The sequence below is a fragment of the Streptomyces sp. 11-1-2 genome (genome assembly GCF_003595545.1).
GTDB classification, from domain to species: domain Bacteria; phylum Actinomycetota; class Actinomycetes; order Streptomycetales; family Streptomycetaceae; genus Streptomyces; species Streptomyces hygroscopicus_B.
In genome coordinates this window covers 5,978,582-6,005,442 of sequence record NZ_CP022545.1, presented here as the reverse complement: position 1 = coordinate 6,005,442, position 26,861 = coordinate 5,978,582, and the positions used below count along the sequence as shown (strand labels likewise).

The 26,861-nt window shown below is 71.1% G+C and carries 25 protein-coding genes; 15 read left to right on the top strand and 10 right to left on the bottom strand.

Features of this window, described 5'->3' with window-relative positions; translation table 11 throughout:
- Positions 1 to 37 precede the first annotated feature (37 nt).
- Together CGL27_RS25425 and CGL27_RS25420 are read left to right on the top strand one after the other, a co-directional pair.
- Positions 38 to 2,011 (top strand): APC family permease, encoded by a 1,974-nt coding sequence (locus tag CGL27_RS25425; protein WP_078642567.1) that lies wholly within the window; start codon positions 38 to 40, stop codon positions 2,009 to 2,011.
- 112 nt (positions 2,012 to 2,123) lie between these two features.
- The gene (locus tag CGL27_RS25420; RefSeq protein ID WP_119990241.1) at positions 2,124 to 4,667 is read left to right on the top strand and encodes a DUF4118 domain-containing protein; all 2,544 of its coding nucleotides are present in this window, start codon (positions 2,124 to 2,126) and stop codon (positions 4,665 to 4,667) included.
- A gap of 5 nt (positions 4,668 to 4,672) precedes the next feature.
- Here the strand turns inward: CGL27_RS25420 and CGL27_RS25415 are convergent, their stop codons facing one another.
- Entirely contained in the window at positions 4,673 to 5,215 is a 543-nt protein-coding gene (locus tag CGL27_RS25415) for a DUF1707 domain-containing protein (protein ID WP_078642565.1), read from the bottom strand.
- 177 nt (positions 5,216 to 5,392) lie between these two features.
- Between CGL27_RS25415 and CGL27_RS25410 the strand changes: the two genes are divergently transcribed.
- The 5 genes from CGL27_RS25410 to CGL27_RS25390 all read left to right on the top strand — a co-directional run bounded on the left by CGL27_RS25410 (position 5,393) and on the right by CGL27_RS25390 (position 11,118).
- Positions 5,393 to 6,079 carry a DUF4232 domain-containing protein gene (locus tag CGL27_RS25410; RefSeq protein WP_119990239.1) on the top strand — a complete coding sequence of 229 codons (687 nt, stop codon included), beginning with the start codon at positions 5,393 to 5,395 and terminating at the stop codon, positions 6,077 to 6,079.
- A gap of 64 nt (positions 6,080 to 6,143) precedes the next feature.
- Positions 6,144 to 6,890, top strand: a complete 747-nt coding sequence (locus CGL27_RS25405; RefSeq protein WP_078642563.1) for a VCBS repeat-containing protein — start codon at positions 6,144 to 6,146, stop codon at positions 6,888 to 6,890.
- Between the two features lie 189 nt (positions 6,891 to 7,079).
- Positions 7,080 to 9,278: an MMPL family transporter gene (locus CGL27_RS25400; protein ID WP_119990237.1), complete on the top strand. Its 2,199-nt coding sequence runs from the start codon at positions 7,080 to 7,082 to the stop codon at positions 9,276 to 9,278.
- 5 nt (positions 9,279 to 9,283) lie between these two features.
- Positions 9,284 to 10,483: a sensor histidine kinase gene (locus CGL27_RS25395; protein ID WP_203348490.1), complete on the top strand. Its 1,200-nt coding sequence runs from the start codon at positions 9,284 to 9,286 to the stop codon at positions 10,481 to 10,483.
- The gene (locus tag CGL27_RS25390; RefSeq protein ID WP_078642561.1) at positions 10,480 to 11,118 is read left to right on the top strand and encodes a response regulator transcription factor; all 639 of its coding nucleotides are present in this window, start codon (positions 10,480 to 10,482) and stop codon (positions 11,116 to 11,118) included. The genes CGL27_RS25395 and CGL27_RS25390 overlap by 4 nt, the downstream gene beginning before the upstream one ends.
- A 66-nt stretch (positions 11,119 to 11,184) precedes the next feature.
- Here CGL27_RS25390 and CGL27_RS25385 read toward each other — a convergent pair whose 3' ends face one another.
- The 3 genes from CGL27_RS25385 to CGL27_RS25375 form a co-directional block, all read right to left on the bottom strand.
- The gene (locus CGL27_RS25385; protein ID WP_119990235.1) at positions 11,185 to 11,658 is read right to left on the bottom strand and encodes a GNAT family N-acetyltransferase; all 474 of its coding nucleotides are present in this window, start codon (positions 11,656 to 11,658) and stop codon (positions 11,185 to 11,187) included.
- Positions 11,659 to 11,680: 22 nt separating this feature from the next.
- The gene (locus tag CGL27_RS25380; protein ID WP_119994541.1) at positions 11,681 to 12,406 is read right to left on the bottom strand and encodes a DUF899 domain-containing protein; all 726 of its coding nucleotides are present in this window, start codon (positions 12,404 to 12,406) and stop codon (positions 11,681 to 11,683) included.
- Between the two features lie 177 nt (positions 12,407 to 12,583).
- Positions 12,584 to 13,225, bottom strand: a complete 642-nt coding sequence (locus CGL27_RS25375; protein ID WP_119990234.1) for a DUF4232 domain-containing protein — start codon at positions 13,223 to 13,225, stop codon at positions 12,584 to 12,586.
- 244 nt (positions 13,226 to 13,469) lie between these two features.
- Between CGL27_RS25375 and CGL27_RS25370 the strand changes: the two genes are divergently transcribed.
- Positions 13,470 to 14,024, top strand: a complete 555-nt coding sequence (locus tag CGL27_RS25370) for an NUDIX domain-containing protein (protein ID WP_119990232.1) — start codon at positions 13,470 to 13,472, stop codon at positions 14,022 to 14,024.
- Here the strand turns inward: CGL27_RS25370 and CGL27_RS25365 are convergent, their stop codons facing one another.
- Positions 14,025 to 14,462 (bottom strand): nuclear transport factor 2 family protein, encoded by a 438-nt coding sequence (locus CGL27_RS25365; protein ID WP_078642557.1) that lies wholly within the window; start codon positions 14,460 to 14,462, stop codon positions 14,025 to 14,027. It lies immediately after the preceding gene.
- Between the two features lie 250 nt (positions 14,463 to 14,712).
- Here CGL27_RS25365 and CGL27_RS25360 point away from each other — a divergent pair, with 250 nt between their 5' ends.
- Complete coding sequence (locus tag CGL27_RS25360; RefSeq protein WP_078642556.1) at positions 14,713 to 15,069, top strand: DUF5335 family protein; 357 nt, start codon at positions 14,713 to 14,715, stop codon at positions 15,067 to 15,069.
- Between the two features lie 52 nt (positions 15,070 to 15,121).
- Here CGL27_RS25360 and CGL27_RS25355 read toward each other — a convergent pair whose 3' ends face one another.
- Both CGL27_RS25355 and CGL27_RS25350 read right to left on the bottom strand, forming a co-directional pair.
- The gene (locus CGL27_RS25355; protein WP_119990230.1) at positions 15,122 to 15,880 is read right to left on the bottom strand and encodes a sulfite exporter TauE/SafE family protein; all 759 of its coding nucleotides are present in this window, start codon (positions 15,878 to 15,880) and stop codon (positions 15,122 to 15,124) included.
- A gap of 134 nt (positions 15,881 to 16,014) precedes the next feature.
- Positions 16,015 to 16,671 (bottom strand): DUF4232 domain-containing protein, encoded by a 657-nt coding sequence (locus tag CGL27_RS25350; RefSeq protein ID WP_119990228.1) that lies wholly within the window; start codon positions 16,669 to 16,671, stop codon positions 16,015 to 16,017.
- 339 nt (positions 16,672 to 17,010) lie between these two features.
- On the opposite strand from CGL27_RS25350, the gene CGL27_RS25345 reads away from it, so the two are divergent.
- Positions 17,011 to 19,272 (top strand): serine/threonine-protein kinase, encoded by a 2,262-nt coding sequence (locus CGL27_RS25345; RefSeq protein WP_119990225.1) that lies wholly within the window; start codon positions 17,011 to 17,013, stop codon positions 19,270 to 19,272.
- 84 nt (positions 19,273 to 19,356) lie between these two features.
- Here CGL27_RS25345 and CGL27_RS25340 read toward each other — a convergent pair whose 3' ends face one another.
- Positions 19,357 to 20,376, bottom strand: a complete 1,020-nt coding sequence (locus tag CGL27_RS25340) for a hemolysin family protein (protein ID WP_078642552.1) — start codon at positions 20,374 to 20,376, stop codon at positions 19,357 to 19,359.
- A complete protein-coding gene (locus CGL27_RS25335) occupies positions 20,373 to 21,782 on the bottom strand; it encodes a hemolysin family protein (RefSeq protein WP_119990223.1) in 1,410 nt (469 codons plus the stop codon). Before CGL27_RS25335 ends, CGL27_RS25340 begins: the two co-directional genes overlap by 4 nt.
- 343 nt (positions 21,783 to 22,125) lie before the next feature.
- Between CGL27_RS25335 and CGL27_RS25330 the strand changes: the two genes are divergently transcribed.
- From CGL27_RS25330 to CGL27_RS25315, 4 genes are all read left to right on the top strand, one after another.
- Positions 22,126 to 22,728, top strand: coding sequence for a hypothetical protein (locus CGL27_RS25330; protein WP_119990221.1), 603 nt, complete (start codon positions 22,126 to 22,128; stop codon positions 22,726 to 22,728).
- Between the two features lie 118 nt (positions 22,729 to 22,846).
- On the top strand, positions 22,847 to 23,098 hold the full coding sequence (locus CGL27_RS25325) for a hypothetical protein (RefSeq protein ID WP_078642549.1): 252 nt from the start codon (positions 22,847 to 22,849) through the stop codon (positions 23,096 to 23,098).
- A gap of 11 nt (positions 23,099 to 23,109) precedes the next feature.
- A complete protein-coding gene (locus CGL27_RS25320; RefSeq protein ID WP_119990220.1) occupies positions 23,110 to 24,258 on the top strand; it encodes a flotillin in 1,149 nt (382 codons plus the stop codon).
- A 207-nt stretch (positions 24,259 to 24,465) separates the two neighbouring features.
- On the top strand, positions 24,466 to 24,897 hold the full coding sequence (locus CGL27_RS25315) for an NUDIX hydrolase (protein WP_119990218.1): 432 nt from the start codon (positions 24,466 to 24,468) through the stop codon (positions 24,895 to 24,897).
- Between the two features lie 16 nt (positions 24,898 to 24,913).
- On the opposite strand, the gene CGL27_RS25310 is transcribed toward CGL27_RS25315, so the two are convergent.
- Positions 24,914 to 25,813 carry a LysR family transcriptional regulator gene (locus CGL27_RS25310; protein WP_119990216.1) on the bottom strand — a complete coding sequence of 300 codons (900 nt, stop codon included), beginning with the start codon at positions 25,811 to 25,813 and terminating at the stop codon, positions 24,914 to 24,916.
- Positions 25,814 to 25,920: 107 nt separating this feature from the next.
- Here CGL27_RS25310 and CGL27_RS25305 point away from each other — a divergent pair, with 107 nt between their 5' ends.
- A complete protein-coding gene (locus tag CGL27_RS25305; RefSeq protein WP_119994540.1) occupies positions 25,921 to 26,832 on the top strand; it encodes a PhzF family phenazine biosynthesis isomerase in 912 nt (303 codons plus the stop codon).
- Positions 26,833 to 26,861: the final 29 nt, after the last annotated feature.

The following is a 26,861-nucleotide window of genomic DNA, read 5'->3' as shown; positions in this document are numbered from 1 at the left end:
GACATGTTCGGTAACCCGAGCTGACCAGGAGTGCACCATGGCCACCTCCACCGATGTGGAGCCCCGCCCGGCGGAGGCCCCCACGGGAGGCCGTCTGCGGACCTGGCTGCTGCAGGGCCTGTCCGATATGGCCAAACAGCAACCCGGACCGCATGCCCAGGTCCCCGAGGGGCACCGGGGGCAGCGGTGGTGGCGGGTGATGTGCCTGACCGGCGTGGACTATTTCTCCACGCTCGGCTACCAGCCCGGCATCGCCGCCCTCGCCGCCGGGCTGCTGTCCCCCATCGCCACCGTCGTGCTGGTGGCCGTGACTCTGGCCGGGGCGCTGCCGGTGTACCGGCGGGTGGCCAAGGAGAGCCCGCATGGCGAGGGGTCGATCGCGATGCTGGAGCGGCTGCTGTCGTTCTGGAAGGGCAAGCTCTTCGTCCTGACGCTGCTGGGGTTCGCGGCCACCGACTTCCTGATCACCATCACCCTCTCGGCCGCCGACGCCTCCACCCACCTGGTGGAGAACCCGCACTTCACCAGCGCGCTGCACGGCCATGAGGTGGCGATCACGCTGGGGCTGGTGGCCCTCCTCGGCGCCGTCTTCCTCAAGGGCTTCATGGAGGCCATCGGGGTGGCGGTGGTGCTCGTCGGCGGCTACCTGGCGCTGAACGCGGTCGTCGTGATCGTCGGGCTGTGGCATGTGGCCACCGCGTCCCACGTGGTCACCGACTGGTCGCGGGCGCTGACCGCCGAGCACAGCAACCCGCTGGTCATGGTCGGTCTGGCGCTGGTGGTGTTCCCCAAGCTCGCGCTCGGCCTGTCCGGGTTCGAAACCGGTGTGGCCGTCATGCCCCATGTGGACGGCGGCCCCGGCGACACCGAGGAGCGTCCCACCGGGCGGATCCGGGACACCCGGAAGCTGCTCACCACCGCCGCCGTGATCATGAGCGTCTTCCTGATCACCACGAGCTTCATCACCACCGTGCTCATCCCGCAGGACGAGTTCAAGGCCGGCGGCCAGGCCAATGGACGGGCCCTCGCCTACCTCGCGCACCACTACCTGGGGTCCGTCTTCGGCAGCGTCTACGACGCCGCGACCATCGGCATCCTGTGGTTCGCGGGCGCCTCGGCCATGGCCGGACTGCTCAACCTCATGCCCCGCTATCTGCCCCGCTACGGCATGGCCCCGCACTGGGCCCGGGCGGTGCGTCCCATGGTGCTCGTCTTCACTCTGATCGCCTTCCTGGTCACCTGGCTCTTCGACGCCGATGTGGACGCCCAGGGCGGCGCCTACGCCACCGGGGTGCTGGTCCTGATGACCTCCGCCGCGGTCGCCGTCACCATCGCCGCCCGCCGGGCCGGGCAGCGGGGCTGGACCATCGGCTTCGGCGTGATCTCGGTCGTCTTCGTCTACACCACGGCGGTCAACGTCGTGGAACGCCCCGACGGCGTCAAGATCGGCGCCTGTTTCATCGCCGGCATCATCGCGGTGTCCCTGCTGTCCCGGCTCGCCCGTGCCTTCGAGCTACGGGTCACCGACATGGACCTGGACGACCTGGCCGAGCGCTTCGTCCGTGACAGCGCCACCCGCCGCATACGGTTCATCGCCAACGAGCCGGACCGCCGGGACGTGGCCGAGTACCGCGACAAGATCCAGCAGATCCGAGCCGACAACGACATCCCGGACGACGAGGACCTGATCTTCGTCGAGGTCACCGTCCGCGACCCGTCCGACTTCGAATCGGCGCTGCGCGTGCACGGCGAGGTGCTGCACGGCCGCTACCGCGTCCTGACCCTCGACGGCTCCAGCATCCCCAACTCGCTGGCCGCGCTGCTGCTGCACGTACGGGATGTGACCGGGTGCAGGCCGCATATCTACTTCGAGTGGACCGAGGGCAGCCCCTTCGCCCAGTTCCTGCGGTTCTTCCTGTTCGGCCAGGGAGAGGTCGCCCCCGTCACCCGGGAAGTGCTGCGCGAGGCCGAACCCGACCGGGCCCGGCGGCCCCATGTCCACGTCGGCTGAGTGCCAGGGTTGCCCTTCGTCGCGTACCGCACCCGGCCGCCATTCCGCGTTCCCCGGCGCACCATGGAAGTGCGGAGCGCATGATCGCGGCCGAGCCGACAGGAGCCCGCCGATGGCGCGTGGACGATTGCGGATCCACCTCGGGGCCGCCCCCGGGGTCGGCAAGACGTACGCCATGCTCCAGGAGGGCCGGCGGCTGCACACGCAGGGCGCCGACGTGGTCATCGGCCTGGTCGAGCCGCACGGGCGGCGGCTGACGGCGGCTCTGGCCGAAGGTCTGGAGACCGTCCCCCGGCACACCCTGGTCCACCGGGGTACGGCCTTCACCGAGATGGACCTCGACGCCGTCCTGGCCCGCCGCCCCCAAACTGCCCTGGTCGATGAGCTGGCCCACACCAACGTCCCGGGGTCGCGCAACACCAAGCGCTGGCAGGACGTGGACGACCTCCTCGACGCCGGGATCGACGTCGTCACCACGCTCAACATCCAGCACCTGGAGTCGCTGAACGACGTCGTACGGCAGATCACCGGCGTCACCCAGCACGAGACGCTGCCCGATGAGGTGGCGCGCCGCGCCGACCAGATCGAGCTGGTCGACCTGCTGCCCGAGACGCTGCGCCGCCGTCTGGTGCACGGCGATGTCTATCCGCAGGACCGTGTCGAGGGCGCCCTCACCCACTACTTCCGGCTGGGCAACCTGACCGCGCTGCGGGAGCTGGCCCTGCTGTGGCTGGCCGACCGCGTCGAAGAGGGGCTGCAGCGCTACCGCGCCGAGCACGGCATCACCGCCCCCTGGGAGACCCGGGAGCGCATCATGGTCGGCCTGACCGGCGGTCCCGAGGGCGAGACCCTGATCCGCCGCGCCGCCCGCATCACCACCCGGACCCCCGGCAGCGAGCTGCTGGCCCTGCATGTCGTCCCCGGCAACGGGCTCGCCCAGCCGAACCACCCGGGCGTTCTGTCCGGGCAGCGGGGTCTCGTGGAGTCGCTGGGCGGCAGCTACCACCAGACGGTCGGCGAGGACATCCCCGAGGCGCTGCTGCGGTTCGCCGAGGACGAGAACGTCACCCAGATCGTGCTCGGTGCCAGCCGACGAGGCCGGTTCTCGCTGTTGCTGCGGGCGGGTGTGGGGCAGCGGACCATCCACCGGTCCGGGCCCATCGACGTCCACATCGTCACCCATGAGCAGGCGGCGAAGGGCCCCTCCCTCCGGCTGCCGCAGCCGACGCGCGGCACCGGCCCGGCGCGGCTGTGGTCGGCGCTGGCCGGATCCGCGGTGCTGCTGCCCCTGCTGACCCTGCTCCTGATCGCCCTGCGCGACCGGATGGGCCTCCCCGGTGCCCTGGTGATCTACATGCTGGCCGTCGTGCTGACCGCCCTCGTCGGCGGCGTCCTGCCCGCGCTGGTCACCGCCGCGGCGGCGGGGCTGCTCGCCGACTACTACTTCACCCGGCCCCTGCATTCACTGGACGTCGTCCACACCATCGACGTCGTGGCGCTGGCCGTCTTCCTCGCCGCCGCGTGGCTGGTCGGCACAGCGTCCGGAGCCGCCGCCCGCCAGACCGGTCAGGCCCGGCGCGCCACCTCCGAAGCCCGGGTCCTGAGCCGGCTGGCGGCCGCCATGATGCGCGGACAGGACCTCCCGGCCCTTCTCGAACAGGTGCGCGAGAACTTCTCCCTGACCTCGGTCAGCCTGCTGGAACGCGGGCCGGACCACACCCGCGAGCCGGACCACACCCGCGAGCCGGAACCCGCCCACGGTCCGGAACCCGCCCCCGAGCCGCACCACGCCCGCGAGCCGCACTGGTACGTCGTCGCCAGCACCGGCGAACGGCCACCCGAGCGCCCCCACCAAGGCGACGTGGAAGTTCCCATCGGCGACCGCCTCACCCTGGCCGCCTACGGCCACGGACTCAGCGGCGACGACCAGCGCGTCCTCTCCGCATGCGCCACGCAGATCGGCATCGCCCACACCCACGGCGCACTCACCCGCCACGCCGCCGAAACGGACACCCTGGCCGCCGCCGAACGCACCCGCGCCTCGCTGCTCCTCACCGCGAGCCACGATCTGCGGGCCCCGCTGCGTTCGGCCGAAGACGCCCTCGTACACCTGCGCGACCTCCAGCCCACCGGCCCGTCCCGGGAGGCGATCCGCTTCCTGGCCTCCGCCCGCTCATCGGTGCGCCGCGCCGCCCAGCTCGTCACCGACCTGGACGACCTGAGCCGGCTGCACGCCGGAGCCCTGGACCTCTACCTCCGGCCGGTCGACCTCGACGAGGCACTGACCGCCGCGCTGGACGACCTCGGCACCAGCGGCCGCACCATCGCCCTCCACCTGCCGGAACAGCTCCCGTACGTCATCGCCGACGCCGCCCTCCTCACCCGGGTCCTCACCGCGCTGGGAGCCGACGCACTGCGCCACAGCACCCCCGACACCCCGCCGACCCTCACCGCCGAGGCCCGGCCGGAACGGCTCACGGTCCGCATCACGGACGGAACCACCTCGGAGCCGAACGGTTCCCGGGCCGACAGCCTGCCCCTACGGCTCTCCCGCGACCTCACCGAGGCCATGGGCGGCACCCTGAACCACACCAGCCGCCGCGCCTTCGCGGTCACGCTCACTCTCCCGACCTCAACGCACCGGCCGGGACGCTGACGGGCTCACCGCCGCGCGTGGCGGATCGTCAGTCGTCCGAATCCCATGGTCCCGGAGACGCGGATCCTCGGCCCGCCGGGGCCGGAGTGCCGCCGGGGCTTGTAGCGCGTGTCCTTCCACCCGGTGTGCAGATCCTCGAGGTCGACGATCGCGTCGCGCGGCACCGTGATCTTGGCTCTGCCGGTGCCGAGTTGCAGCTCGATGTCCACGACCGGATGTTCGATGACCGCCCGGGACAGGTCCAGGCGCACCCTTCCGAACGCGGACGCGACCTTGAGGACCCGAGGCACCCGCCATGCGCCGCGCCGCTTGATCCGTCCACCGGCGGCGGCAATCGTGGACGTGGTGCCCGCGTTCTCCTCCGGGAGCGAGGCCAGAGCCGACACAAGTTCGCCGCGCGTCTTGGCGGTGAGCACCTGGTGGAGGCGTTCGTCCATGTCCTCGTGCGAGATGTGCCCCTCGGCGTACGCCTCCTGCACGCGCTGTACGGCCGCGTCGCGGTCGTCTTCGCTGACCAGTAACGGCGGGTCTTCCGGCAGAGAAGTCACCGTTTCACTCTACTGGCGCGGCGACAATACGCGGATGAGTCAGCCGGTTTGTGATCGCGTCAGCGCTTCGTTAGCGGAGCGCTAATGGAACGGTAGCGGCCACCGGCAAGCTGAGTTGCACACCGAGCGAAACATCGCCGGGAGCACTGCACCACTGATGACGAAGAAGGTCTTCCCATGCTTATCAGCCGCCCCCGGGTCCGTATGTTCGCCGGTGCCAGTCTGTTGGTGACTGCCGCGATGTTCGCCACCGCTTGCCAGTCGGACGAGACGAGTAGCGGGTCCAGTGACTCGTCTGCCTCCGCCAAGGCCACGACCGGGGCCGCGGGCGATGCCGCGGGCGACAAGGACACCGCCGCCGACTCGTCGGCCAAGACCCCCGGCGCGAAGGACAAGGGAGCCCAGGACGGCTCCGGTGCCGACACGGGCAACGGCGAGCGCGGCAAGGTCGGGCAGGTGTGCGGGGCCAACGACATTTCCTGGAGCACTCGGGAAGAGACGCAGGCCGGCGGATACATCCTGGTCATGGCGAAGGCCAAGGCGGGGATCACCTGTGTGCTGCCCGCCGCGCTTCCCACGGTGGCCTTCGGGTCGGACGGCACCGAGGCGGGTCCCGCGGAGCAGTCCGTGGGACCGGCGGTCACGCTGAGCGGGGGAACTACCGCCTATGCCGGGGTGAACCCGAAGACCACCGGGGACAACAACGGCAAGGAACTGGACAGCATCATCGTCGCCGTCGGTGACAAGGACCCCAACCCGGTCTCCCTGCCGGTCGGCACCATCAAGGTCGACAAGCCCATCGTCACCAACTGGCACACCTCCGCGGCGGACGCTGTCCCCTTCGACGGCGGAACGGACCAGTGACGGTACGCGCTCGCGGGGCATCGCCACCCTCTCACTTAGCCGTAACGACATTAGGAGTTCGTAGATGCTTCGCAAACGGTCACGTCTGATCGCCGCCCCGATCGCGGCTGTCGCCCTGACCCTGACCATCGCCGGTTACCAGGCCAGTGCGGCCGGGTCGTCGCCCTCGGGCGGCGCGGACCGGTCCGGCAAGGTCAGCGAGGCGGCGGGCCCGTGTCTGGCCGACGCCACGACGCTGGTCGGCGATCTCGACGGCGACGGCCACCCGGACAAGATCTCGAATCCCGGGCACACCGGAACCAAGATGACCATCCAGTGGGGCGCCGCGGACGGCACGTTCGGCGCGAAGCACGCCGTCAGCGAACTTCTCGGCGCGAAGAAGGGGGAGGTCGCGACCGCCGCGGTCGCCGACTTCCAGAACGACGGCACCCTGGGCATGGTCGTCAACATCGTCAAGCCGGCCGACGGAGACGACCCCTCGACCGCGCGCGTCGCGGAATACCGCCCCGGCCCGCTCGCACGGACGAACCTGAGCTCCGCCGACGCCCGGCACTCCGACATCGGCGACCAGGGCGAGGTCCAGCAGCTTCGGATCGCCAACTACGGCGACGACCCGTACCCGGACCTCGCGATCCTCAACAACCCCGGTGACGGGCAGCTGGATCGGGACGTGCGCCTGTCGACCGCGGGCAGCGGCCCGGGGGACTTCGACTACGCGATGAAGGAGAAGTACGGGGAGTTCGGCAGCACGGCCGAGCCGCCCGCCATGCCCGGCGACGGCTGGAAGCACTTCTACAAGCCCTGCTCCTGACCCCGGCCCTGCTCCTGACCCCAGCCCGGCGCCGCCGATCCTCCGGGCATCGGCGGCGCCGGGCTGCTTCACGCACTCTCCCGGGCCAGGGACCGGGATCGGGCCCGGTCCCGTCCACCGATCGGTGGACCGGAAGTTCAACCGGGCACCTCTGTCGGCCAACCGCGTCGGCCAGCAACGCTTTTGGCCATGAACTCATTCACTGTGCGCATGGCGCGTTGGAGCGCTCAGCACCCCTGGCGGGCCATCGTCGGCTGGCTGGTGTTCGTGGTGCTGTGCCTGGGGATCGGCAGTGCCGTCGGCACACACAGCGCGACCACGGCCGATTACCGGGTCGGCGAGGCCGGGCGGGCGGAGGCGATGGCCGCCGAGGGGGGTCTGGAGCGCAGGGCCGCCGAGCAGGTGCTGATCTCTTCCCGGTCGGGACCCTTCGACCGGGACGCGGCCGAGGCCGCCGCCGAGGACCTGACCGCCCGGATGAAGCGGCTGCCCGAGGTCGCGGGCGTCGCCGACCCGCTGCTGTCCGAGGATCGCCGGATCCTCATGGTCGAGGTGGCTCTGAAGGGCGAGGAGCGGGACGCCAAGGACAAGGTCGACGCGCTGGCCGGACAGACCGACGCCGTGGGAAAGGCGTATCCGGGGCTGCGGCTGGAGGAGACCGGGAGTCCCTCCATCAGCAAGGGAGTCGACCAGCAGCGCGGTGACGACCTGGCGCTCTCCGAGAAGATCACGCTCCCCATCACCCTGATCACCCTGTTGGTCGTCTTCGGATCCGTGACCATGGCGGGGGTGCCGCTGCTGCTCGCGCTGTCGTCCATCGCGGCGGCCGTCGGGCTTTCGATGGTGGCCTCACACCTTTCCCCCGACGCCGGGGTCGGCACGAACGTCATCCTGATGATCGGCCTCGCGGTCGGCGTCGACTACACGCTCTTCTACCTCAAGCGGGAGCGCGAGGAGCGCGCCCGCTCGGGCGACCGGCTGAGCTCCGAGGCGCTGGTGGAAATGGCCGCGGCGACCTCCGGCCGGGCCGTCGTGATCTCCGGACTCGCGGTCGTGGCCTCCACCGCGACGCTGTATCTCGCCTCCGACGTCATCTTCTCCTCACTCGCCACCGGCACGATCGTGGTCGTCATGGTCGCGGTGGCCAGTTCGCTGACGGCGCTGCCCGCGATGCTCGTCAAGCTCGGACAGCGGGAGGAGCGCAGGGCGCGGCGCCGTGCTGAGCGAGGAAAGCCCGCGCGCCGGACCCGGGGCGACAGCGGTGGCCGCATATGGGCCGCCCTGCTGCGCCCCGCGAGCCGGCACCCCCTGGCCACCCTGTGCGTCTCGGTTCTCGCCCTGCTCGCGCTCGTCACCCCGTTGGCCGGGCTGAAGATCACGGAGATGAGCCGGGACACCCACTCCCGTGACATCGCCGCCATGCGGGTGTACGACCGGCTCAACGCGGCGTTCCCGGAGCAACGGGTCACCCACCAGGTCGTCGTACGTGCCGACGCCGCGCGCTCCGGCGAGGTCGGCGGGGCGCTGCGCGAGCTGGCCCGGCGCGCCGACGCCGACCCGCTGTTCGCCGGCGCCTCGCGCATCCGGACCTCCGCCGACCACCGGCTCAGTGTGCTCGAGCTGAAGGTGCCGTACCTGGGCAACTCCGACCAGGCCTACGACTCCCTCGACCACCTGCGCGAGGACTACCTGCCCGCCACCGTCGGCCGGGTCGAGGGGGCGGAATTCGGAGTGAGCGGGGACGTCGCCCGGTACGCCGACTATCCCGCTCACCAGAACAGCAAACTCCCCCTGGTCCTCGGGGCGTTGTTGCTGGTGACCTTCGCGATGACGACGTACGCGTTCCGCTCGGTGGTGCTGGGCCTGATCGGTGTCGTACTGAATCTGCTGTCCGCGGCGGCGGCGCTCGGACTGCTCGTCCTGGTCTTCCAGAACACCTGGGCCGAGGGGCTGTTGGACTTCCACTCCACGGGTTCGATCGGATCGCGCGTACCGCTGTTCCTCTTCGTGATCCTCTTCGGGCTCTCGATGGACTACCAGGTGTTCGTGGTGAGCCGGATCAGGGAGGCCGTCCTCGCGGGCGTGTCCACGCGGCAGGCCGTACTCGAGGGGATCCGCAGGTCGGCGAGTGTGGTGACGAGTGCGGCGGTGGTGATGACGACCGTCTTCGTGAGTTTCGTCTTCCTGCACATCATCGAGATGAAGCAGATCGGCTTCGTCCTCGCGGCGGCCGTGCTGCTCGATGCCTTCATCATCCGGATCATGGTCCTGCCGTCGGCGATGCTGCTGCTCGGTGAGGCGAGCTGGTGGCCCTCGCGGACGGCGGGGCGAACGGCGGCGGCCTCGGCTCATCCGGCCGACGGGCAACCGGTGGTCGACGTACGTTGATCGGTATGACCGCTCTCGCGAACCCCTTGGCCGACACCTTCTGGGCCACTTCGCTGCGCCGGTGGAACGCCGTGTGCTGGGGCCTGTTCGCCGCGATGGCCGTCGGGCTGGTGACGACGGTTCCGGCCGGGGGGAGCAAGTACCAGGCGATCGCGCTTCTGGGCTGCGTGGTGCTGTGCTACGCGGTGCTCGACCGCTTCCCGGGGAATCCCGTCGTACGTCCGCGGGTCTATCTCTCGGTGCTCGTGCTCGCGCTCGGCGGGCTGGCCTATCTGGGCAGCAGCTATGCGGCGCTGTTCATGGTGACGCTGCCGCACTACTGGATGTTCGGGCGCACTCCGCGGGCCTCGATGGGGTTCCTCGGGCTGGCCACCGGTGCCACGCTGGCCGGGAGCCTGGTCCGGCAGGGCTGGTCGGCGGAGTTCTTCGGCGAGACCCTGATGTCCACCCTGATCGTGGTCGCGGTGGGCGTACTGATCGGCCTGTGGGCACACTCGGTCGTCGCGCAGAGCAGTGAACGGGCCCGGCTGATCGAGGAGTTGGAGCGGACACAGGCACAGCTCTCCGAGGCACACCAGCGACAGGGCGCGGCGGACGAACGGGAACGCATCGCACGCGACATCCACGACACGCTCGCGCAGGGCTTCGCGTCGATCATCGTGCTCGCGGAGGCGGCCCAGGCGGGCATTCACCACAATCCGGCGACCAGCGCCCAGCAACTGCGGTCGATCGAGTCCACGGCCCGGGAAAACCTCGCCGAGGCGAGGGAGTTGGTCGGCTCCGTGGGGCAGCCGGGTCCGGGCCAGGTGGCGGCCGGTTCGGTGGCGCGGACGCTGCGCCGTACGCTGGACCGCTTCGCGGAGGACACCGGGCTGGCGGTGGACGCCGACCTGGCAGACCTGGAGTGCGATCAGCAGACCCGTATCGCGCTGCTGCGCTGCACCCAGGAGTCCCTGGCCAACGTGCGCAAACACGCACACGCGTCCATGGTCGGCGTGGTACTGGTACGGCGTCCGCACGGAGTGGAGCTGGAGATCACCGACGATGGGACCGGGTTCCGGGTGGGGGAGTCGACCGGCTTCGGACTCGACGGCATGCGCAAGCGACTGGCTGAGCTGGGCGGGAGGCTCACGGTGACGAGTTCGGTGGGCGACGGGACACGGATCCTGGCGATGATCCCCATGGCAAGCGAGGTGGAGGCATGAGCGAGGAAGGTCTGCGCATCGTCGTGGTGGACGATCACACCGTGATGCGGGCCGGAGTGATCGCCCTGCTCGCCGCCGAGGACAGCATCGAGATCGTCGGCGAGGCGGGCGACGGACGCGTGGCACTCGATCTCGTCGAGCGGTACGACCCCGACGTGGCGCTGGTCGATCTGCGGATGCCCGTGCTCGACGGGGTGGCGACGACGACGGAGATCGTCGCCCGGTATCCGCGTACGCGGGTGCTGATCCTGACCACGTACGACACCGACACCGAGATCGAGCGCGGAGTGGAGGCCGGTGCCATCGGCTATCTGCTCAAGGACACCACCCGTGAGCAGCTCGTCGACGCCATCCACGCGGCGGCCCGGGGCGAGACGGTGCTCGCTCCCCGGGTCGCCGAGAAGCTGGTCGCGCGGATGCGGCGACCCGTTCAGGAGCCGCTGACCGACCGCGAGACCGAGGTCCTGGGCGCCGTGGCGGACGGTCTCACCAACGCCGAGATCGGACGACGTCTCGTGATCGCCGAGGCCACGGTGAAGACGCATCTGCTGCGCCTGTTCGCCAAGCTCGATGTGAACGACCGGACGAGGGCGGTGGTGGTGGCCATGGAACGGGGGCTTCTGCGGCGGCCTTAGGGGCGTATGACGCGGCGGCGGCCATAGCGGCGTACTGGCCACTGGTGCGCGACAGGGACGGGGGCCTCACCGCTCGTCGGGCGTTGCCCCGGGAATGCGCTTCCGGTAGTGGATCCGGTCGTACGCGCCGTCCTGGCGGCGCTCGGTCACCTCGTACCCGTACCTCGGGTAGATCTCCTGGTTCTCCCACATGTGGGCGTTGGTGTAGAGCCGGATCTCCGGGAGGCCGAGAGCGCGTGCGTGCAGCTCGGCGAAGGCGAGCAGGCGCCTGCCCACGCCCTGCCGGTGCGCGTCCGGGTGTACGGCGATGCTCTCCAGGACGAGATGGTCGGGCTCGGCCACCAACACCAGTACCCCCACGACCGGGTCGCCGGTGAGGAAGACGCGCCCCGCCGCGATGTCGGCCGCGTGGTCCGCGTCCATCGGCGCGGGGCGGACGCCGATCCGGGCGACGTAGGGGCGGTATGCCGCGTCGGTGACGGCCTCCACCGCGTCAACGTCGGCCGCGGTCGCAGGGCGGACGTGGCTGCGGTTGTCCATGCCCCACAGTTTGGCGCACGGCTCAGCCCGGCTGGGCCTGGGTGCCTCGTTGGGTCTGGGCCACCCACTCCGGCGCCGGCGCGGCGTCGTCGTACGCGTCGTGCCAGTTCCACCATTCGTACGGCGGGGTCTTGGGGTAGTCCTTCGGCGAGTCCTCCCACTCCTCCTGCCGCCCGAGCGCCGTCATGTCGAGGTAGCTCCAGGTGCTCCCCAGCGCCTCGTCACCGCGGGCGTTGATGAAGTAGGTGCGAAATACGCGGTCGCCATCGCGGATGAACGCGTTCGTGCCGTGCCACTCGTCCACGCCGAAGTCGGCGTCGAAGTCGTCGGTGATCGTGTACCAGGGCATCGTCCAGCCCATCCGCGCCTTCACCTGCTCGATCTCCGGCTGCGGCGCGCGCGAGGCGAAGACGAGGGTGGTGTCGCGGGCGTGGAGATGAGCGAGGTGGCCCACGTGGTCGGCGACCATGGAACAGCCGCGGCAGGCGTGGTCGGGCCAGCCGTAGACGACGGGCTCGAAGAAGGCGCGGTAGAGGATCAGCTGACGACGCCCCTGGAACAGGTCGAGCAGACTCACCCGGCCCTCGGGCCCCTCGAACGCGTACTCCTTCTCCACCGCCAGCCACGGCATCCGCCGGCGCTTGGCGGCCAGTGCGTCACGGGCGCGGGTCAGCCGCTTCTCCTCCCCGAGCAGCTCCTGACGCGCGGCCTCCCACTCCTGCGGCGAAACGACCGGGGGTGTCTTCATCGTGACGTTCACCTTCCAGTTCGGTCCGAGCTCCTGCGCTGGGCCAGGGGCACGCGAGCCCGGGCGCTGCTCAGCAGGCTCCCCGCGTCCACCCTCCAGGGTCGGCCGTCACCGGCGAGGTCGCACGCCGGCACGCCGGAAATCAAACGTACGATCGATATACGGCAGTGGGTCTGCCTACTTGCCGGTGCCGACGGGGTCCACCTTGATGGCGGAGTCGGAGCCGTCGGAGACGGGGACGTTGATGCTGACGGGCAGGGAGTGCGAGTGGGTCTCGTTGGGCGGGGTGACGACGAGCGTGGTGAAGGTCTCGCCGGAGCCACCGGAGGTGTTCGGCGGGTAGTAGAGCGTGAAGCGGGTCTCCTCACCCGGCTTGACGCTCGTCTTCGGCGCCGCGAGGTCGCTGCGCTTGGCGCTCAGGGTGCCGTTCTTGCTCTTCAGGTCGACGCCGGGGAAGCCCTGGAGCGTGCAGGTGGCCGACCCGGTGTTCTTGAGGTCGACGATCAGGGTGCCCTCACCCATGCCGTGGGTGCTGCGGAACGCGAGCTGCGAGGTCGCGCAGGCATCGGAACCGGCGTTGCCGCCCCCACCGGAGCCCGAGGAACCCGAGCCGGAGGAACCGGATGAACCCGAGCCGGAGGAACCCGACGAACCCGAGTCGGAGGAGTCCGAACCGCCGGAGCTGGACGAGGCTGCGGAGGACGAGTCCCCGCCGGCATCCGCGTTGTCCTGGCACGCGGTCAGACCGAACGCGGCGACTGCGACGACCGCGGCGGCGGCGACCTTGCGTGCGTGACGAGTGGTGATGCGGTGCGACATGAGTCCCTCTGTTGTCGTGAGCGTTGCCCCCGTCCCCCGGGGCCATGACAACAAGTCTGTCCGGCCCCGCTGACGATCAACTAACGCCTTGTTAACAGGCTGACAACGCTGTGACCTCGCGCTTTGTCGCCCTGACCCCTATGGGGCGTTGTGCCCTCCATGTGCGGTCCCGGGCACGTTGCCGCGGGCCCGGGTGACGAAAACCCCGCGCCGTAGGCGGCCCCGCGTCGTTAGGATCCGGCGCATGGCCACAGCCGACCGCGCAGTTACCCATGTCCTTACGGGCTACCGGCCGAAGACCACCGCGGAATGCGTCGACCTCGAGCGGGTGCTCGGCGTTGTCGAGGCGGGCGCCCCCTGGGACCGGTCGACGCCCCTCCACATCACCGCATCCGCCCTGATCGTGCACCCCGACAGCGGCCGTGTGCTGCTGCGCTGGCACCAGCGTCACCAGTCGTGGCTGCTGGTCGGCGGGCATGGCGACCCGGGCGAGTACGACCCGCTCGCCATCGCCCTGCGGGAGGGGCGGGAGGAGACGGGTTTGCCGGATCTGGCTCCGTGGCCGGATGCGGAGGTGCGGCACCTGGTGATCGTTCCGGTTCCTGAGAACAGCCGGGAGCCGGCGCATGAGCACGCCGATGTGCGCTATGTGCTGGCCACCAGCGTTCCCGAGGCGGTGCGGCCGGAGAACCCGGATGCGCCGCTGCGCTGGCTGACGCCGGACGAGGCGCGGATGGCGATCACCGAGGCCAATGTCCTGGACACCTTGTCCCGGGTGGAGTCCCTGCTCGCGCGCTGATCAGTCCTTACTGAATGCCTGGACTACGGCGAGGCTGTCCTCGTAGACGTGGTGGCGGGTGAAGAGACCGCCTTCGAGGGTGAGATGCAGGGCGAACCGCGCACGATAGGCGCGTCCGGTGGCCCGGGCGGTCTGGCGGATCTCGCCCAGCACGACCGCGTCGTCGCCGTCGACGAGGATGCGCTCGACCTCGGTGGCCGCCTGCTCGGGCACATGGTGGCGGGCCAGCTCCCGGAAGTGGGCGGCCACGTCCGCGCGGGTGGAGCGGTGGCGAATCCACGGGGTGGCGGGGCGGCCGTGCTCGGCCTCCGGCCAGTCCAGCTTCCAGTCGCTGCGCTCGGCATACAACTCGGCGATGCGCTCGGGGTCGCCCTCACCGATGCGGCGCAGCAGTTCCGCCACCAGGGCGTGGGTGGTCGTGGGTGCGGCCGAGGACATGGTGATCCCTCCGATCGGAAACCTTGCGGGGAGCGATCACCATGCTGCCCGGGGGCGCGGCGCGGTGCGATTACGTCCCAGGTAATGCCCGCCGTGGAACGGGGTGCCGCCGACTGTTTTGTCCGGGGAGGTCAAGCCCGGCCGGACCGATTCGACCCGGGCGGACGTGGCGGCCCGGGGCGGTGGCGGCCAAGGTGGGACGGGTTGGCACAGCAGGAGGAGTAGTGGAGTAGCGGAGGGAGGATCGACGATGGCCGGTTCCACAACGTTCGATCGCGGGGAGTGGCGGACCAGGCTCGATCAGGTCACGGCCGAGCACGAGGGGGAACTCGCCACCATCGAGGTGCTGGACCCGTCGGTCGGGCATCAGTACGAGGCCGAGCGGCTGCCCTTCTCCTCCCTCAGCTACGACCCGAAGGACGACACGGTGATCGGTGCCGTCGGTGGGAGAGCGCCGCGGTATCCGGTGGTGCTGCGGCACATGGTGTGGCATCCCACCGAGGTCGACGTGGCCACGGAGGACATCCCGGAGGCGGCCGTCCGCGTCGTCGCGCCGGACGGGAGCACCACCTTGATCACCTTCTATCCGGAGGAGTCCGGGACGTAAGCGGTGAAGGGCGCTCCGCCGTCTCGCCTGGCGTACGTCAAGAGCTCGCCGCCTAGTGCCACAGCGAGATGGCCAGGCCCAGGCCGCCGAGGGCGATGGCGATCCGGAGCGGGGTTTCGGGCAGGCGGCGGACGACCAGGGGGCCGAGCCAGCTGCCGAGGAGGGCGCCGAGGCCGAGGGATACGGCGGCGGCCCAGTTCACGGGGGCGACGGCTACGTAGGCGACGGCCGCCGTCACATTCGCCGCACCGGTGGCGATGTTCTTGACGGCGTTGGTGACCGGGAGGGGCTCCGTGGCGGAGAGCGAGAGCACCGCCAGCATCAGGACGCCCGAGGCCGCGCCGAAGTAGCCGCCGTAGAGGCCGACCAGCAGGACCGCGCAGGCGAGCGGGAGGGTGGGCCGGGCGGTCTGCGCGAGGGGCCCTGAGCGGGAGGCCACGAGTCGGCGGAGCGGATCGCGGACCAGGATCAGCACCGAGCCGAGGGCGATCAGCCACGGTACGACGGTCTCGAAGGCGGAGGACGGGGTTCCCAGCAGCAGGGCGGCCCCGACCGCGCCGCCCAGCGCCGCGATGACGCCGAGCCGGAGGAGGCGGTCGCGCTGGCCGCGGAGTTCGGCGCGGGATCCCGCCGCGGTGCCGACGGTGTTGGAGAACAGGGCCACCGTGTTGGTCACATTGGCGGCCACCGGCGGCAGGCCCACCGCGAGCAGCGCCGGATAGCTGAACAGCGAGGCCAGCCCCGCGATCGAACCGGCGAGCCCGGAGGCCACCCCGGCCGACACCAGCAGCGCGGCCGAGTCGATGCCCATCCGTTCCCCCTGTTCGCCACTTCGGCGACGCCACTGTTCCTTCCGCACGTCGGCGACGTCGCTTCATACTCCAGGGGTGCTGTCTCCTATGCAAGACAGCGTTCACGTATATGGACTTAAGGGGTTGCTCGGGCCTACCAGGTCAGGGCGTCCTGCGCGGTCGTCTGCCAGTACGTGACCTGGGCGGCGCTGTCGATGTAGACCGAGCCGCCGGGCAGTTCGACGCTCGCGGGGTCCTCGCTGCCGTCGATGTACACCTCGAGCGAGTTGACCTCGCTGCCCTCCGAACCCGAGCCGTCCCCCGAGGAGGTGGTGATGCCCGCGTAGGTGCTCTCGCCCGGGGCGAGCACGACGACGGACTGCGGCTGGCTGTCCTCGTTCACCGGGGTGGCGGACTGCGCCTCCTCGCCGAACTTCAGGCCGGGGTAGCCGACCAGCTTGCAGTCCACGCCGGCCCCGTTGGTCGCCTTGAGCAGCAGGTGGTTGATCGGGTTCTTGACCTTCTGGAGGGAGAAGGCCGTCTTGTTGACGTCACAGTCGCCGATCGGCTCGTCCTCGGACGCCGCCCCGATCTTCTGGGCCTGCGTCTTCGCGTCCTTGGCGTCCGCGCTGCCCCCCTTGGCCGTCTTGTCCGCCGGGGCCGAGGCCGACGACTTCGCCTTGCCCTCGTTGTCCGAACCTCCGTCTCCGCTGCCGCCGCACGCCGCCGTCAGGCCCAGCGCGGCGACGGCCAGCATGGAGGCGGCGATGGTACGGACGGTGCGGCCGCGGCGGTAAGCGGTGACGTTCATGGTGGGTTTCTCCCTTTGGGTCGGGTCGGCGGTCCGGCCGGTGTTCCGCTCCGGCCCTCGGTACGGCTATGAGCCTGCCGTGATCCGCTGGCGTAAAGCTGCCGCCGAAACGCCGTTCCGCTAACGCGGCACTAACGCAACGGCACGGCCCCCACCTCCAGTTGGCCGACCCGCCCGTTCGCCGGTCCGTCCGTTTGTCCCGCCGCCGGACGGCGCTCCGCTGGTAACCGTTCCGCCACGCCCTGGGCCGCCTGGTCCGCCGATGCTCCCGCCGACCTAATCTAGGAGGCCGGTAGGGCCGTTCAAGACGCGGAGACAGCGCGGGAAAGGGGATCGGCGATGCCGCTGGCCACCGGGGATCCGGAATCCATAGGCGGCTACGCCCTGGTCGACCGGCTGGGGTCGGGCGGCATGGGCGTCGTCTATCTCGGGCGTTCGGCCTCGGGGCGGCAGGTCGCGCTCAAGCTGGTCCACGAGCAGTACGCGCAGGACGAGGAGTTCCGGACCCGGTTCCGGCAGGAGGTCGCGGCGGCGCGCCGGGTGAGCGGGGCGTTCACCGCACCTGTCGTCGACGCCGATCCGGAGGCCGACCGGCCGTGGATGGCCACGCTGTATGTGCCCGGGCACACCCTCTCCGAGGTCGTACGGAAGAACGGGCCCCTGGACGGGCGCACCTTGCGGACGCTCGGCCTCGGGCTGGTCGAGGCGCTGCGCGAGATCCACCGGGCCGGGGTGGTGCACCGGGACCTGAAGCCCGCCAACATCCTGATGGCCGAGGACGGGCCGCGCGTCATCGACTTCGGCATCTCCCGCGCCGTCGACAGCCAGACCCTCACCGTCACCATCGGGCGGGTGCTCGGCACCCCGCCGTTCATGTCGCCGGAGCAGCTCCGCAGTCCGCGGGACGTCACGGCGGCGTCCGATGTGTTCTCGCTGGGGTCGCTGCTGGTGTTCGCGGCGCGGGGCAGCAGCCCGTTCGAGTCCGACAGCCCGTATCTGTCGGGCTACCAGGTGATGTACGAGCATCCGACGCTGGACGAGGTCCCGGCACCGCTGCGGGGCATCGCCGAACACTGTCTGGCCAAGGAGCCGGAGGACCGGCCGAAGCTGGACGAACTGCACCATATGCTGCGTGCGCTGCCGGACTTCCCCGCGGCGGAGCGCGTCGTAACCGCCGGTGGTCCCGGGGCGGACGGTGGTCCCGGAGCAGCCGCCGCCGGGCATCCCCCCGCCTCCTCGGCCCACGCTCCCCAGACCGACTCGCGGCCCGAACCCCAGCCCCCCGGCCCACAGCCCCCCGGACCGGGACGGACCGAACCTGGGCGGGGAGCTCGGCGGCGGCTCGTCGTCACCTCCGTCGGCGTCGCGCTGGCCGTCACCGGGCTGGCCGTCGCGGCGGCGGTCTTCGCCCCGGACATGACGGATTCGTCGGGCGACGCGTCCGCCGCCTCCGCCACCGCGCCGTCCCAGAAGCCCGCGTCACTTCCCCAGGGCTGGCGGCCGTGGCGGACGGCTCTGCGGGTCGAGACCGAGGGGCCGCCGCTCGTCTACCAGCAGTCCGGATGTGTCCCGGATAACGGCCGGACCCTGTACTGCGGCGGAAACGGGTTCACGATCGCCAAGGTCGACGCCGCCACCGGTCGCGTCCTGTGGCGCTGGGGCACCCGCCCCCAGGCGGCGCGCCCGATCGGGGTGCGGGACGGAATCGCCTACGCCTACCGGGCGTCGGAGGACGGCCGGCGGTGGGTGGTGGCCCTGGACGCCGCCACCAAGCGACAGCGGTGGGAGCAGCGGATCAGCGACTCCGCGTCGGCGCAACTGTTCCGCGGCGGGCTGCTGACGCTGTCGCCGGACGGCAGTCAGCTCGTCGCCTACGGGACGTCGGGTGAGCGGCTGTGGCAGTCACCGGCGCCCCAGGGGAAGTACTGCGAGCCGACGGTGCTGGGCGGCGAACCGTACGGCCTGTGCTCACCCGTGACTTCCGACGGACTGGCCGCCGAGGGCCCGTACGACCTGCTGCGGCTCGACCCCTCCGACGGCAAGCAGCACGAACTCACCATTCTCCCGAAGAAGACGCTGACCGTCGGCGCGGCCACGGGCAAGCCACTGTTCCTGGTACCGCAGACCGCGAAGGAGGTGTACGACTCGGGGTACGAGCGCCCGTACACGTCCATGCTCCGGGTGGATCCGAGCACCGGCGAGACCAAGCGGATCCCGCTGCGGCGCCCCGTGATGGGTGAGCCGACCCTGCTGCGCGGTGCCGTCTACTTCGTCCGTGCCAACGGCACGGTCACCGCGGTGTCGGCGGACAGCGGCCGGGAGCTGTGGCAGCGGGCGACGGAGACGGAGAACCTGTCCGCGCCCGTGCTGTCCAGGCGGTACGGACAGCTTTACTTCTCCAACCGCTTCGGCCGGCTGCTGGCGCTGAACGTGGACGACGGCACGGAGGCGTGGCGCACGGCCGCGCTGGACAACCCCGGGACGGCGGCGCAGGACACGGAGCCGAGGGTGGTGCTCGTCCAGGACGCGATCGTGGGGACGGCCGGGGACACGGCGTTCTCCGTACGCCCGGACCGTCCCGCGGCGCGGCCCCCGTCCTGATCCACCCGCTCCCGTTCCGATCCACCCGCTCCCGTCCTGATCCACGCGCTCCCGTCCTGATCCACGCGACGGCGGTCGGCGCGGCTACACCGGGGCCGGGCCCACGAGTTCGTCCAGGACGTCCGTCATCGTGACGAAGCCGAGGACCGCCGTACCGGTGTCGGCCGTCACGACGGCCAGGTGGGTGCCGGTGGCGCGCATGGTGGTGAGGGTGTCGTCCAGCGGGGTGTCGGCCCGCACGCGGGGGATGGTGTGGACGGCGGTATGGGGGAACGGGCGGTCCCGGTCGACGGCCCCGAGGGTGTCCTTGATGTGGAGGTAGCCCAGCATGGCGCCGCCGGGGCCGGTGACCGGCAGGCGGGAGTAGCCGGAGGCCGCGGCCGTGCGTTCCAGTTGGGCGGGGGTGACGCGATGGTCGACGGTGACCATCGCGTCGAGGGGGACGAGGATGTCGCCGACCCGCCGGGTGCCCAGTTCCAGGGCGTCGCGCAGCCGGTCGCCGCCGGACTTGTCGAGCAGCCCGGCGTCACTGGAGTCCCGTACCAGCCGGATGAGTTCGTCGTCCGTGAAGACCGACTCGACCTCGTCCTTGGGCTCGACCTTCAGCAGTCGCAGCACGGCGTTGGCGAAGGCGTTGACGCCGAAGACGACCGGGCGCAGGAGGTGGGTGAGGGCCACCAGGGGCGGGCCGAGGAGGAGTGCGGTGCGCTCGGGGGCGGCGAGGGCGATGTTCTTGGGGACCATCTCGCCGATGAGCATGTGGAGATACGTGGCCACTGTGAGCGCGACGACGAAGGCGATCGGATGCACCAGGGCGTGCGGCACGTGGACGGTGTCGAAGACGGGCTCCAGCAGATGGGCGATGGCCGGTTCGGCGACCGCGCCCAGGACGAGGGAGGAGATGGTGATGCCGAGCTGGGCCGTGGCCATCAGCGCGGACAGGTGCTCCAGCGCCCACAGCACACCGCGCGCCCGCTTCTCCCCCGCCTGTGCGCGCGGCTCGATCTGGCTGCGACGCACGGAGATCAGGGCGAATTCGGCGCCGACGAAGAAGGCGTTGGTGAGGAGGGTGAGGGCGCCGATGGCGAGTTGGAGGACGGTCATCGGGTGGCCTCGGTGATCTCGGCGGTCTCGGCGGTCTCGGCGGTCTTGCCAGCTTCGGCTGTCTCGGTGGATTCGGCTGTCTCGGTGGATTCGGCTGTCTCGGTGGATTCGGCTGTCTCGGTGGATTCGGTGATCCGTACGCGGTCGGCGCGGTGGTGGTCCACCTTCAGGACCGTGAGCTGCCAGCCGTCGGTCTCGACGGTGTCCCCGGCCGCCGGGATGCGCTCCAGGGCGGTGGCCAGGAGGCCCGCCACCGTTTCGTACGGGCCCTCGGGGGCGGTCAGGCCGATGCCGGTGAGCTCGTCCAGCCGTACGCCGCCGTCCGCCTCCCAGGCGCCGGGGCCGAGGGGCACCAGGCCCGGGGCCTCGTCGGTGTCGTGTTCGTCGCGTACGTCGCCGACGATCTCCTCGACGATGTCCTCCAGGGTGGCGACCCCCGCCGTGCCCCCGTACTCGTCGATCACGACGGCCATGGTGTGCGCCCTGCGCAGCCGGTCCAGCAGCCGGTCCACCGGGAGGCTGTCCGGGACCAGGAGCGGGGGCGTGGCCAGGTCGGTGACGGGGGTGGTGGCGCGGTCGGCGGCGTCCAGGGCGAGGACGTCGCGGATGTGCACGGTGCCGACCACCTCGTCCAGGGTGTCGCGGTAGACGGGGAGGCGGGAACGCCCGGTGGCCAGGGTGAGGTTGGCGGCGTCGGCGGCGGTGGCGTGGGCCTCCAGTGCCTGGACGTCCACGCGCGGGGTCATCACGTTCTCGGCGGTCAGCTCGCTCAGGTGGAGCGTACGGACGAACAGCTCGGCCGCGTCCTGCTCCAGCGCGCCCGCGGCGGCCGAGTGGCGGGCCAGCGCGACCAGTTCGTCCGGGGTACGGGCGGAGGCCAGCTCCTCGGCGGGCTCCAGGCCCAGACGGCGCACCAGGCGGTTGGCCATGTTGTTGAGGTGGTGGATCAGCGGGGCGAAGGCGGCGGTGAAGGCGCGCTGCGGGGCGGCGACCGCCTTGGCCACGTGCAGGGGGCGGGAGATCGCCCAGTTCTTGGGCACCAGCTCCCCGGCGACCATCAGCACCACCGTGGAGAGGGCCACGCCCAGCACCAGCGCGGTCGTCGAGGCCGCGCCCTCGGGCAGGCCGGTCGCGGTGAGCGGGCCCTGGAGCAGTGCGGCCAGGGAGGGCTCGGCGAGCATGCCGATCACCAAGGAGGTGACGGTGATGCCGAGTTGGGCGCCGGAGAGCTGGAACGTCAGCCGGCGCACCGCCGTAAGCGCGCTGTCGGCCCCACGCTCACCGGCTTCGGCGGCGCGCTCCAGGTCACCACGTTCGACGGTGGTGAGGGAGAACTCGGCGGCCACGAAGAGCGCGCAGGCGAGCGTGAGCGCCAGCGCGAGGAGAAGCAACAGGATCTCGGTCACCGTGCCACCTCCGTCTGCGGGCGGAGGGTGGCACGGGTGGTACTGGGAGGGTCAGGGTCGCCCATCGCGGGTCTGGTGCTCCTTCATCGCTGGTAGGTGGCTCGCCGGGACGTCCGGTGGATCCCCACATGTCCGGGGAAGGCAGTGTCCCTCCACCCATAGTAAAGGGACGGTAAAGGTGCGGGCCCCCGGCCCGCGCCGCGGCCCGCGTCGAGATTCGCTCCGCACAACCTGCGGCTTTTCCGTGTCGGCTCGATTGGGGACGGGGTTGCCTGTCGTCGGCACAGGTTTATCGGCAATACTTCCCGCCGTGGAGCAGAGCACTGGACCGATCATCCCGCCCATGCACACAGCCGGGACGGATCCGGGGTATGTCCCCGGCCTGACGTCCCCGCGCCCTGCCGATGTGGAGGAGGACGCACCGGACAACGCAGCAGAGCGACCGCCCGAAGAAGTCACCGCCGAGGACGAAGCCGACCAGGTAGAAAGCGCCGAGGCGGAGTCCGACGACGAAGCCGACACGAAGGGCGACGTCGCGTCCGACGGGGAAGCGGACGACGACGGCGAGAAAGAGGAAGCGGAAGCGGACGGCGAGGAGGAGGACGGCGGCGGCGTCTTCGACGTGTCCGACCGGCGCGGTGCGATCCGGGCCGGGCGCCATGGTGTCGCGTTCGAACTCGACGGCGAGAAGGCCGAGTTCGAGTGGGACGAGATCGGCGCGGTGGAGGTCGATACCCCACGGTTCGGGAAGCGCTTCGGGATCACGGTCTATATGACCAACCGGCGTTGGTACACGGCCGATGTCGAGGCACCCGCCCGCAAGCTCCTCAAGGAATGGACGGCGGAGCTCGACGCGGTGCTCGACGCGTATTTCGAGGACTCGACGGACGGCGAGGCCAAGGACGACACCGACACCGACACCGAAGCCAAGGACGCCACCTCGTAGCGGCCATCCGCGCGGGTGGCGGTTTATCCGGTCCTCGCTGCGCACAACCGTATCCGGCGCCGGAAAAACGGTCTAACGTCGGGTTTCAGCAGCGGAACGACTGGGGGGCGGCCGCCGTATGACACCGGATGATCCTGTGATCGGTTGCACCGGGGTGCTGGTACTCGGCACCCGGGGGGCCGGTGGTCCCGGTGAGGTCCTGGTGCGGGTCAGAGGCGGTTCGGAGACGTTCCTCGCCTGGTCTGCCGACCCGTTGCCCCAAGGCGCGTCCGTCCTCGTGATCGACTTCCGTGGCTCCCGCCAGGTCGACGTCATCGAGTGGACCGATCCATTGAACGCGTCGTCCGGCCTGGCCGGCGGCGCCGGCTGAGGAGACGAAGGATGTTCGGTTACCGCGTGCCCGCACCCGACCAGGCGATGCTGATCTCGGGGGGCAGGCGTGGGCAGGGGGGTGCGCCGTTTCGCGTGGTGACCGGGCACGGCAAGTTCGTGCTTCCGGTCTTCCGTAAGGTCCGCTTCCTGACACTGGCGATGTGTGAGGCGGAGGTCGAGGAGAAGTGCGTCAGCCGGCAGGGCATCACGCTGACGGTGCGCTCGGTGATCGCGTTCAAGGTGGGCAATGACACCGAGTCCATCGTCAACGCGGGGCAGCGGTTCCTCTCCGACCAGGAGCAGATGGCGGTGCTGACGGGCCGGATCTTCGCGGGCCATCTGCGGTCCATCATCGGCTCGATGACGGTCGAGGAGATCATCACCGAGCGGCAGAAGCTGGCCACCGAGGTGCTGGACACCTCCAAGGCGGAGATGGCGAAGATCGGTCTGATCGTGGACTCGTTGCAGATCCAGTCGATCGACGACGGCGACACCGGCTATATCGACGCGATGTCCGCCCCGCACAAGGCCGCCATCCAGCGGCAGGCCCAGATCGCCCAGGCGCAGGCCAGCCAGGCATCGGCCGAGGCGGAGCAGGAGGCGGCACGCAACCAGGCCGAGTACGCGCGGCAGACGGCGGTGGTCCAGGCCCGGTACACCGCCGAGGTGGACCGCGCCCAGGCCGAGGCCGCCCAGGCGGGGCCGCTGGCGGAGGCGCACGCCCAGCGGGAAGTGCTGGCCGCGCGGACCGAGTTGGCCCAGCGGGCGGCGGATCTGCGGCAGCAGCAGCTCGTGGCCGAGATCGTGAAGCCGGCGGAGGCGGAGGCCGAGCGGATCCGGGTGGTGGCACTGGCCGAGGCGGAGCGGATGAAGATCCAGGCCGAGGCGGCGGCCTCGCACGGCCGGGTGGCGCTCGACCGCATGCTGATCGACCAACTCCCGCAGATCGTCAAGGAGGCCGCCTCCGGGCTGTCCGGGGCGAACGTCAACGTCCTCAACGGGGCCGACGGACTGGGCGAGATCGCGGCGGGCCTGGTCGGCCAGGGGCTGACCATCCTGGACGCGGTGCGCCGCAACATGGGCACGCCGGGTCCGCGGGACGAGCCGAAGCCCAAGCGACAGGGCGGAGCGGACGACGGCGCGGTCGAGGTCCGTTAGGGGGTGTCCGGCGGGTCGTGACGCCTGCGGCGGGCTGCTCCCCGCCCCTTCCCGCGGCATCGATATGCGGCTCCGCCGCGTGGTGGGGCTCCGCCCCCTGACCCCGGACGCCCTTCGGGCGTGTCCTCAATCGCCGGACGGGCTGCATTCAGCCCGTCCGGCCGTTGCTACCGTGAGAAATCCAGCCAGCCGAGAGGGCCGAGGAACGTGACCCCTGACCGCCCGCACCGCGTCAGCGTCGCCGGAGTCATCGTGGACGAGCGCGGCCGAGCGCTGCTGATCAAACGGCGCGACGGCAGCACCTGGGAGCCGCCGGGCGGTGCGCTCGACCCCGACGCCACCGTCCCCGACGCCCTGCAGCGCGAAATCCTCGAGGAGACGGGCGTCAAGATCGCGCTCCCGGCCGCGCTCACCGGGGTCTACAAGGACATGAACGACCTCACCGTCTCCCTCGTCTTCCGCTGCGAGGCCCTCGACGGCACCCCCGCCACGGGCCCCCGCACCCGCGCCTGGCGCTGGGCCACCCGCGCCGAGGTCCCCGACCTCGCCGACGAGGCGTACGCCGTGCGCATCCTGGACGCCCTCGACGCCACCGCCCCACCGGCGGTCCGCGCCCACGACGGCGTCACGCTCGTCTGACCCACGCAGCCATAGGTCACGCCGGAAGCAACCGCGTCAGCTCGTCCGCCACCGCCCGCGCCGCCGGGCTGGTCCAGCGGCGGCGGTGCTGGGTGAGGTGCACGGGGACCGGGGGGATGGGTGGGCCGTGGACTTCGGCGAGTTGGCCGTCGGTGAGCTGGCGTTCCACCGTGGCGCGGGGCAGCAGCGTCAGGCCGAGCCCGGCGGCGACGCAGGACCGGGCGGCCTCGATGCTGCCGAAGCGGGTGAGGCGGGGTGGCGGGCCGGGGAGGGTGAGGAGGGTGCGAACCAGGTGGTCGCTGTAGGAGCAGCCCTGTTCGTGGACGAAGAAGCTCTGCGCGGCCAGTTCGTCCCAGTCCGCCTCGCGTCCGGCCAGCGGGTGGCCGGGGGCGGCGAGGTAGACGAGGGGTTCACGGGCGATGGGGCGGGCGACCAGGTCGGCGTCGGTCACGTCCTGTTCGAGGAGGAGGGCGAGGTCGAGCCGTCCCGTACGCAGCCCCTCGACGGCCGCCGTGGTGCCCGAGGGGTGGAGGTGGAGGTCGATACCGGGATGGGTGCGGCGCAGCGAGGCGATCACCCGGGGGAGGTGCGAGGCGCACAGGGACTCGCCCGCGCCGAGGGCGACGGGACCCTGCACCGAGCCGTCCGCGCCGTCGCCGTTTCCGGCCGCCGCCACCGCACGCAGCCGGGCCTCGGCGTCCAGGACCTCCTCGGCCTCCTTCAGCAGCCGTCGGCCGGCGCTGGTCGGCAGGGTGCCGGACGGCAGCCGGTCGAAGAGGCGGGTGCCCAGCTCACGTTCCAGGGTGCGTATCTGGACGGTGACGGTGGACTGGGCGAGATGGAGATCGGCGGCGGTCGCGGTGAAACTGCCGGTTCTCGCCAGCACCGCGAACGTCCTCAGGAGTCGTGTGTCCACGACGGTCAGGATAGGCAGCCCCCACCTGGCCCCATCGGGTTTCTCGATCGCCTCCAGCGAAAGGAATCGTTGGACGCGATACCCACTGCGGTGGAACCGTGGACGGCATGACCGCACCCACGACGGACATCGACGTTCTGCACTACTCCGCCTTCACCACCCACCCCGACGGCGGCAACCCCGCCGGTGTGGTCCTTGACGCCGCGGCCCTCGCGGACGACGACGCGGCCATGACCGCCGTCGCCGCACGGGTCGGCTACTCGGAGACCGCGTTCATCACCGAGCGGGACGAGGCCGCGCGCCGCTACCGGCTGCGGTACTTCAGCCCGCTCGCCGAGGTCGCCTTCTGCGGACACGCCACCATCGCCACGGCCGTCGCCCTCGCCGACCGCGACGGCCCCGGTGAGCTGGTCTTCGACACCGCCTCGGGCGAGATCCGCGTCGAGACCACGGCCGACGGCGACGGCCCGTCCCGCGCCACGCTCACCAGCGTTCCCACGCGGTCGCGCCCCGCCGACCCGGGCGCGGAGGTCGAGCCGACGCTGGCGGCGCTGCGCTGGTCCGCGGACGACCTGGACCCGGCCCTGCCCCCGCATGTCGCCTTCGCGGGCAACGACCACCTCGTCCTCGCCGCCGCCACCCGCGAGCGGCTGGCGGACCTCGACTACGACTACGACGCGCTCGAGGCGGTGATGCGGCGGCGCGGCTGGACGACGGTGCATCTGGTGTGGCGCGAGGTGGCTGATGACGCCGCGGGCGCCTTTACCAATGGCTTCGTCTTCCACGCCCGCGATCCGTTCCCGGTCGGCGGGGTGGTCGAGGACCCGGCCACCGGCGCCGCGGCCGCCGCCTTCGGCGGCTATCTGCGGGCACTCGGCCTGGTCGACGGCCCGACCCGGGTCCGTATCCGCCAGGGCGAGGACATGGGCCGGCCCAGTGATCTCCTGCTCGACGTCACGCCCGACGAGCCCCGGGTGCGGGTCAGCGGGCAGGCCGTCCGGATCCCGCGGAGCGAGTGAGGAGCGGTGCGAATCATCAACGCGTGACA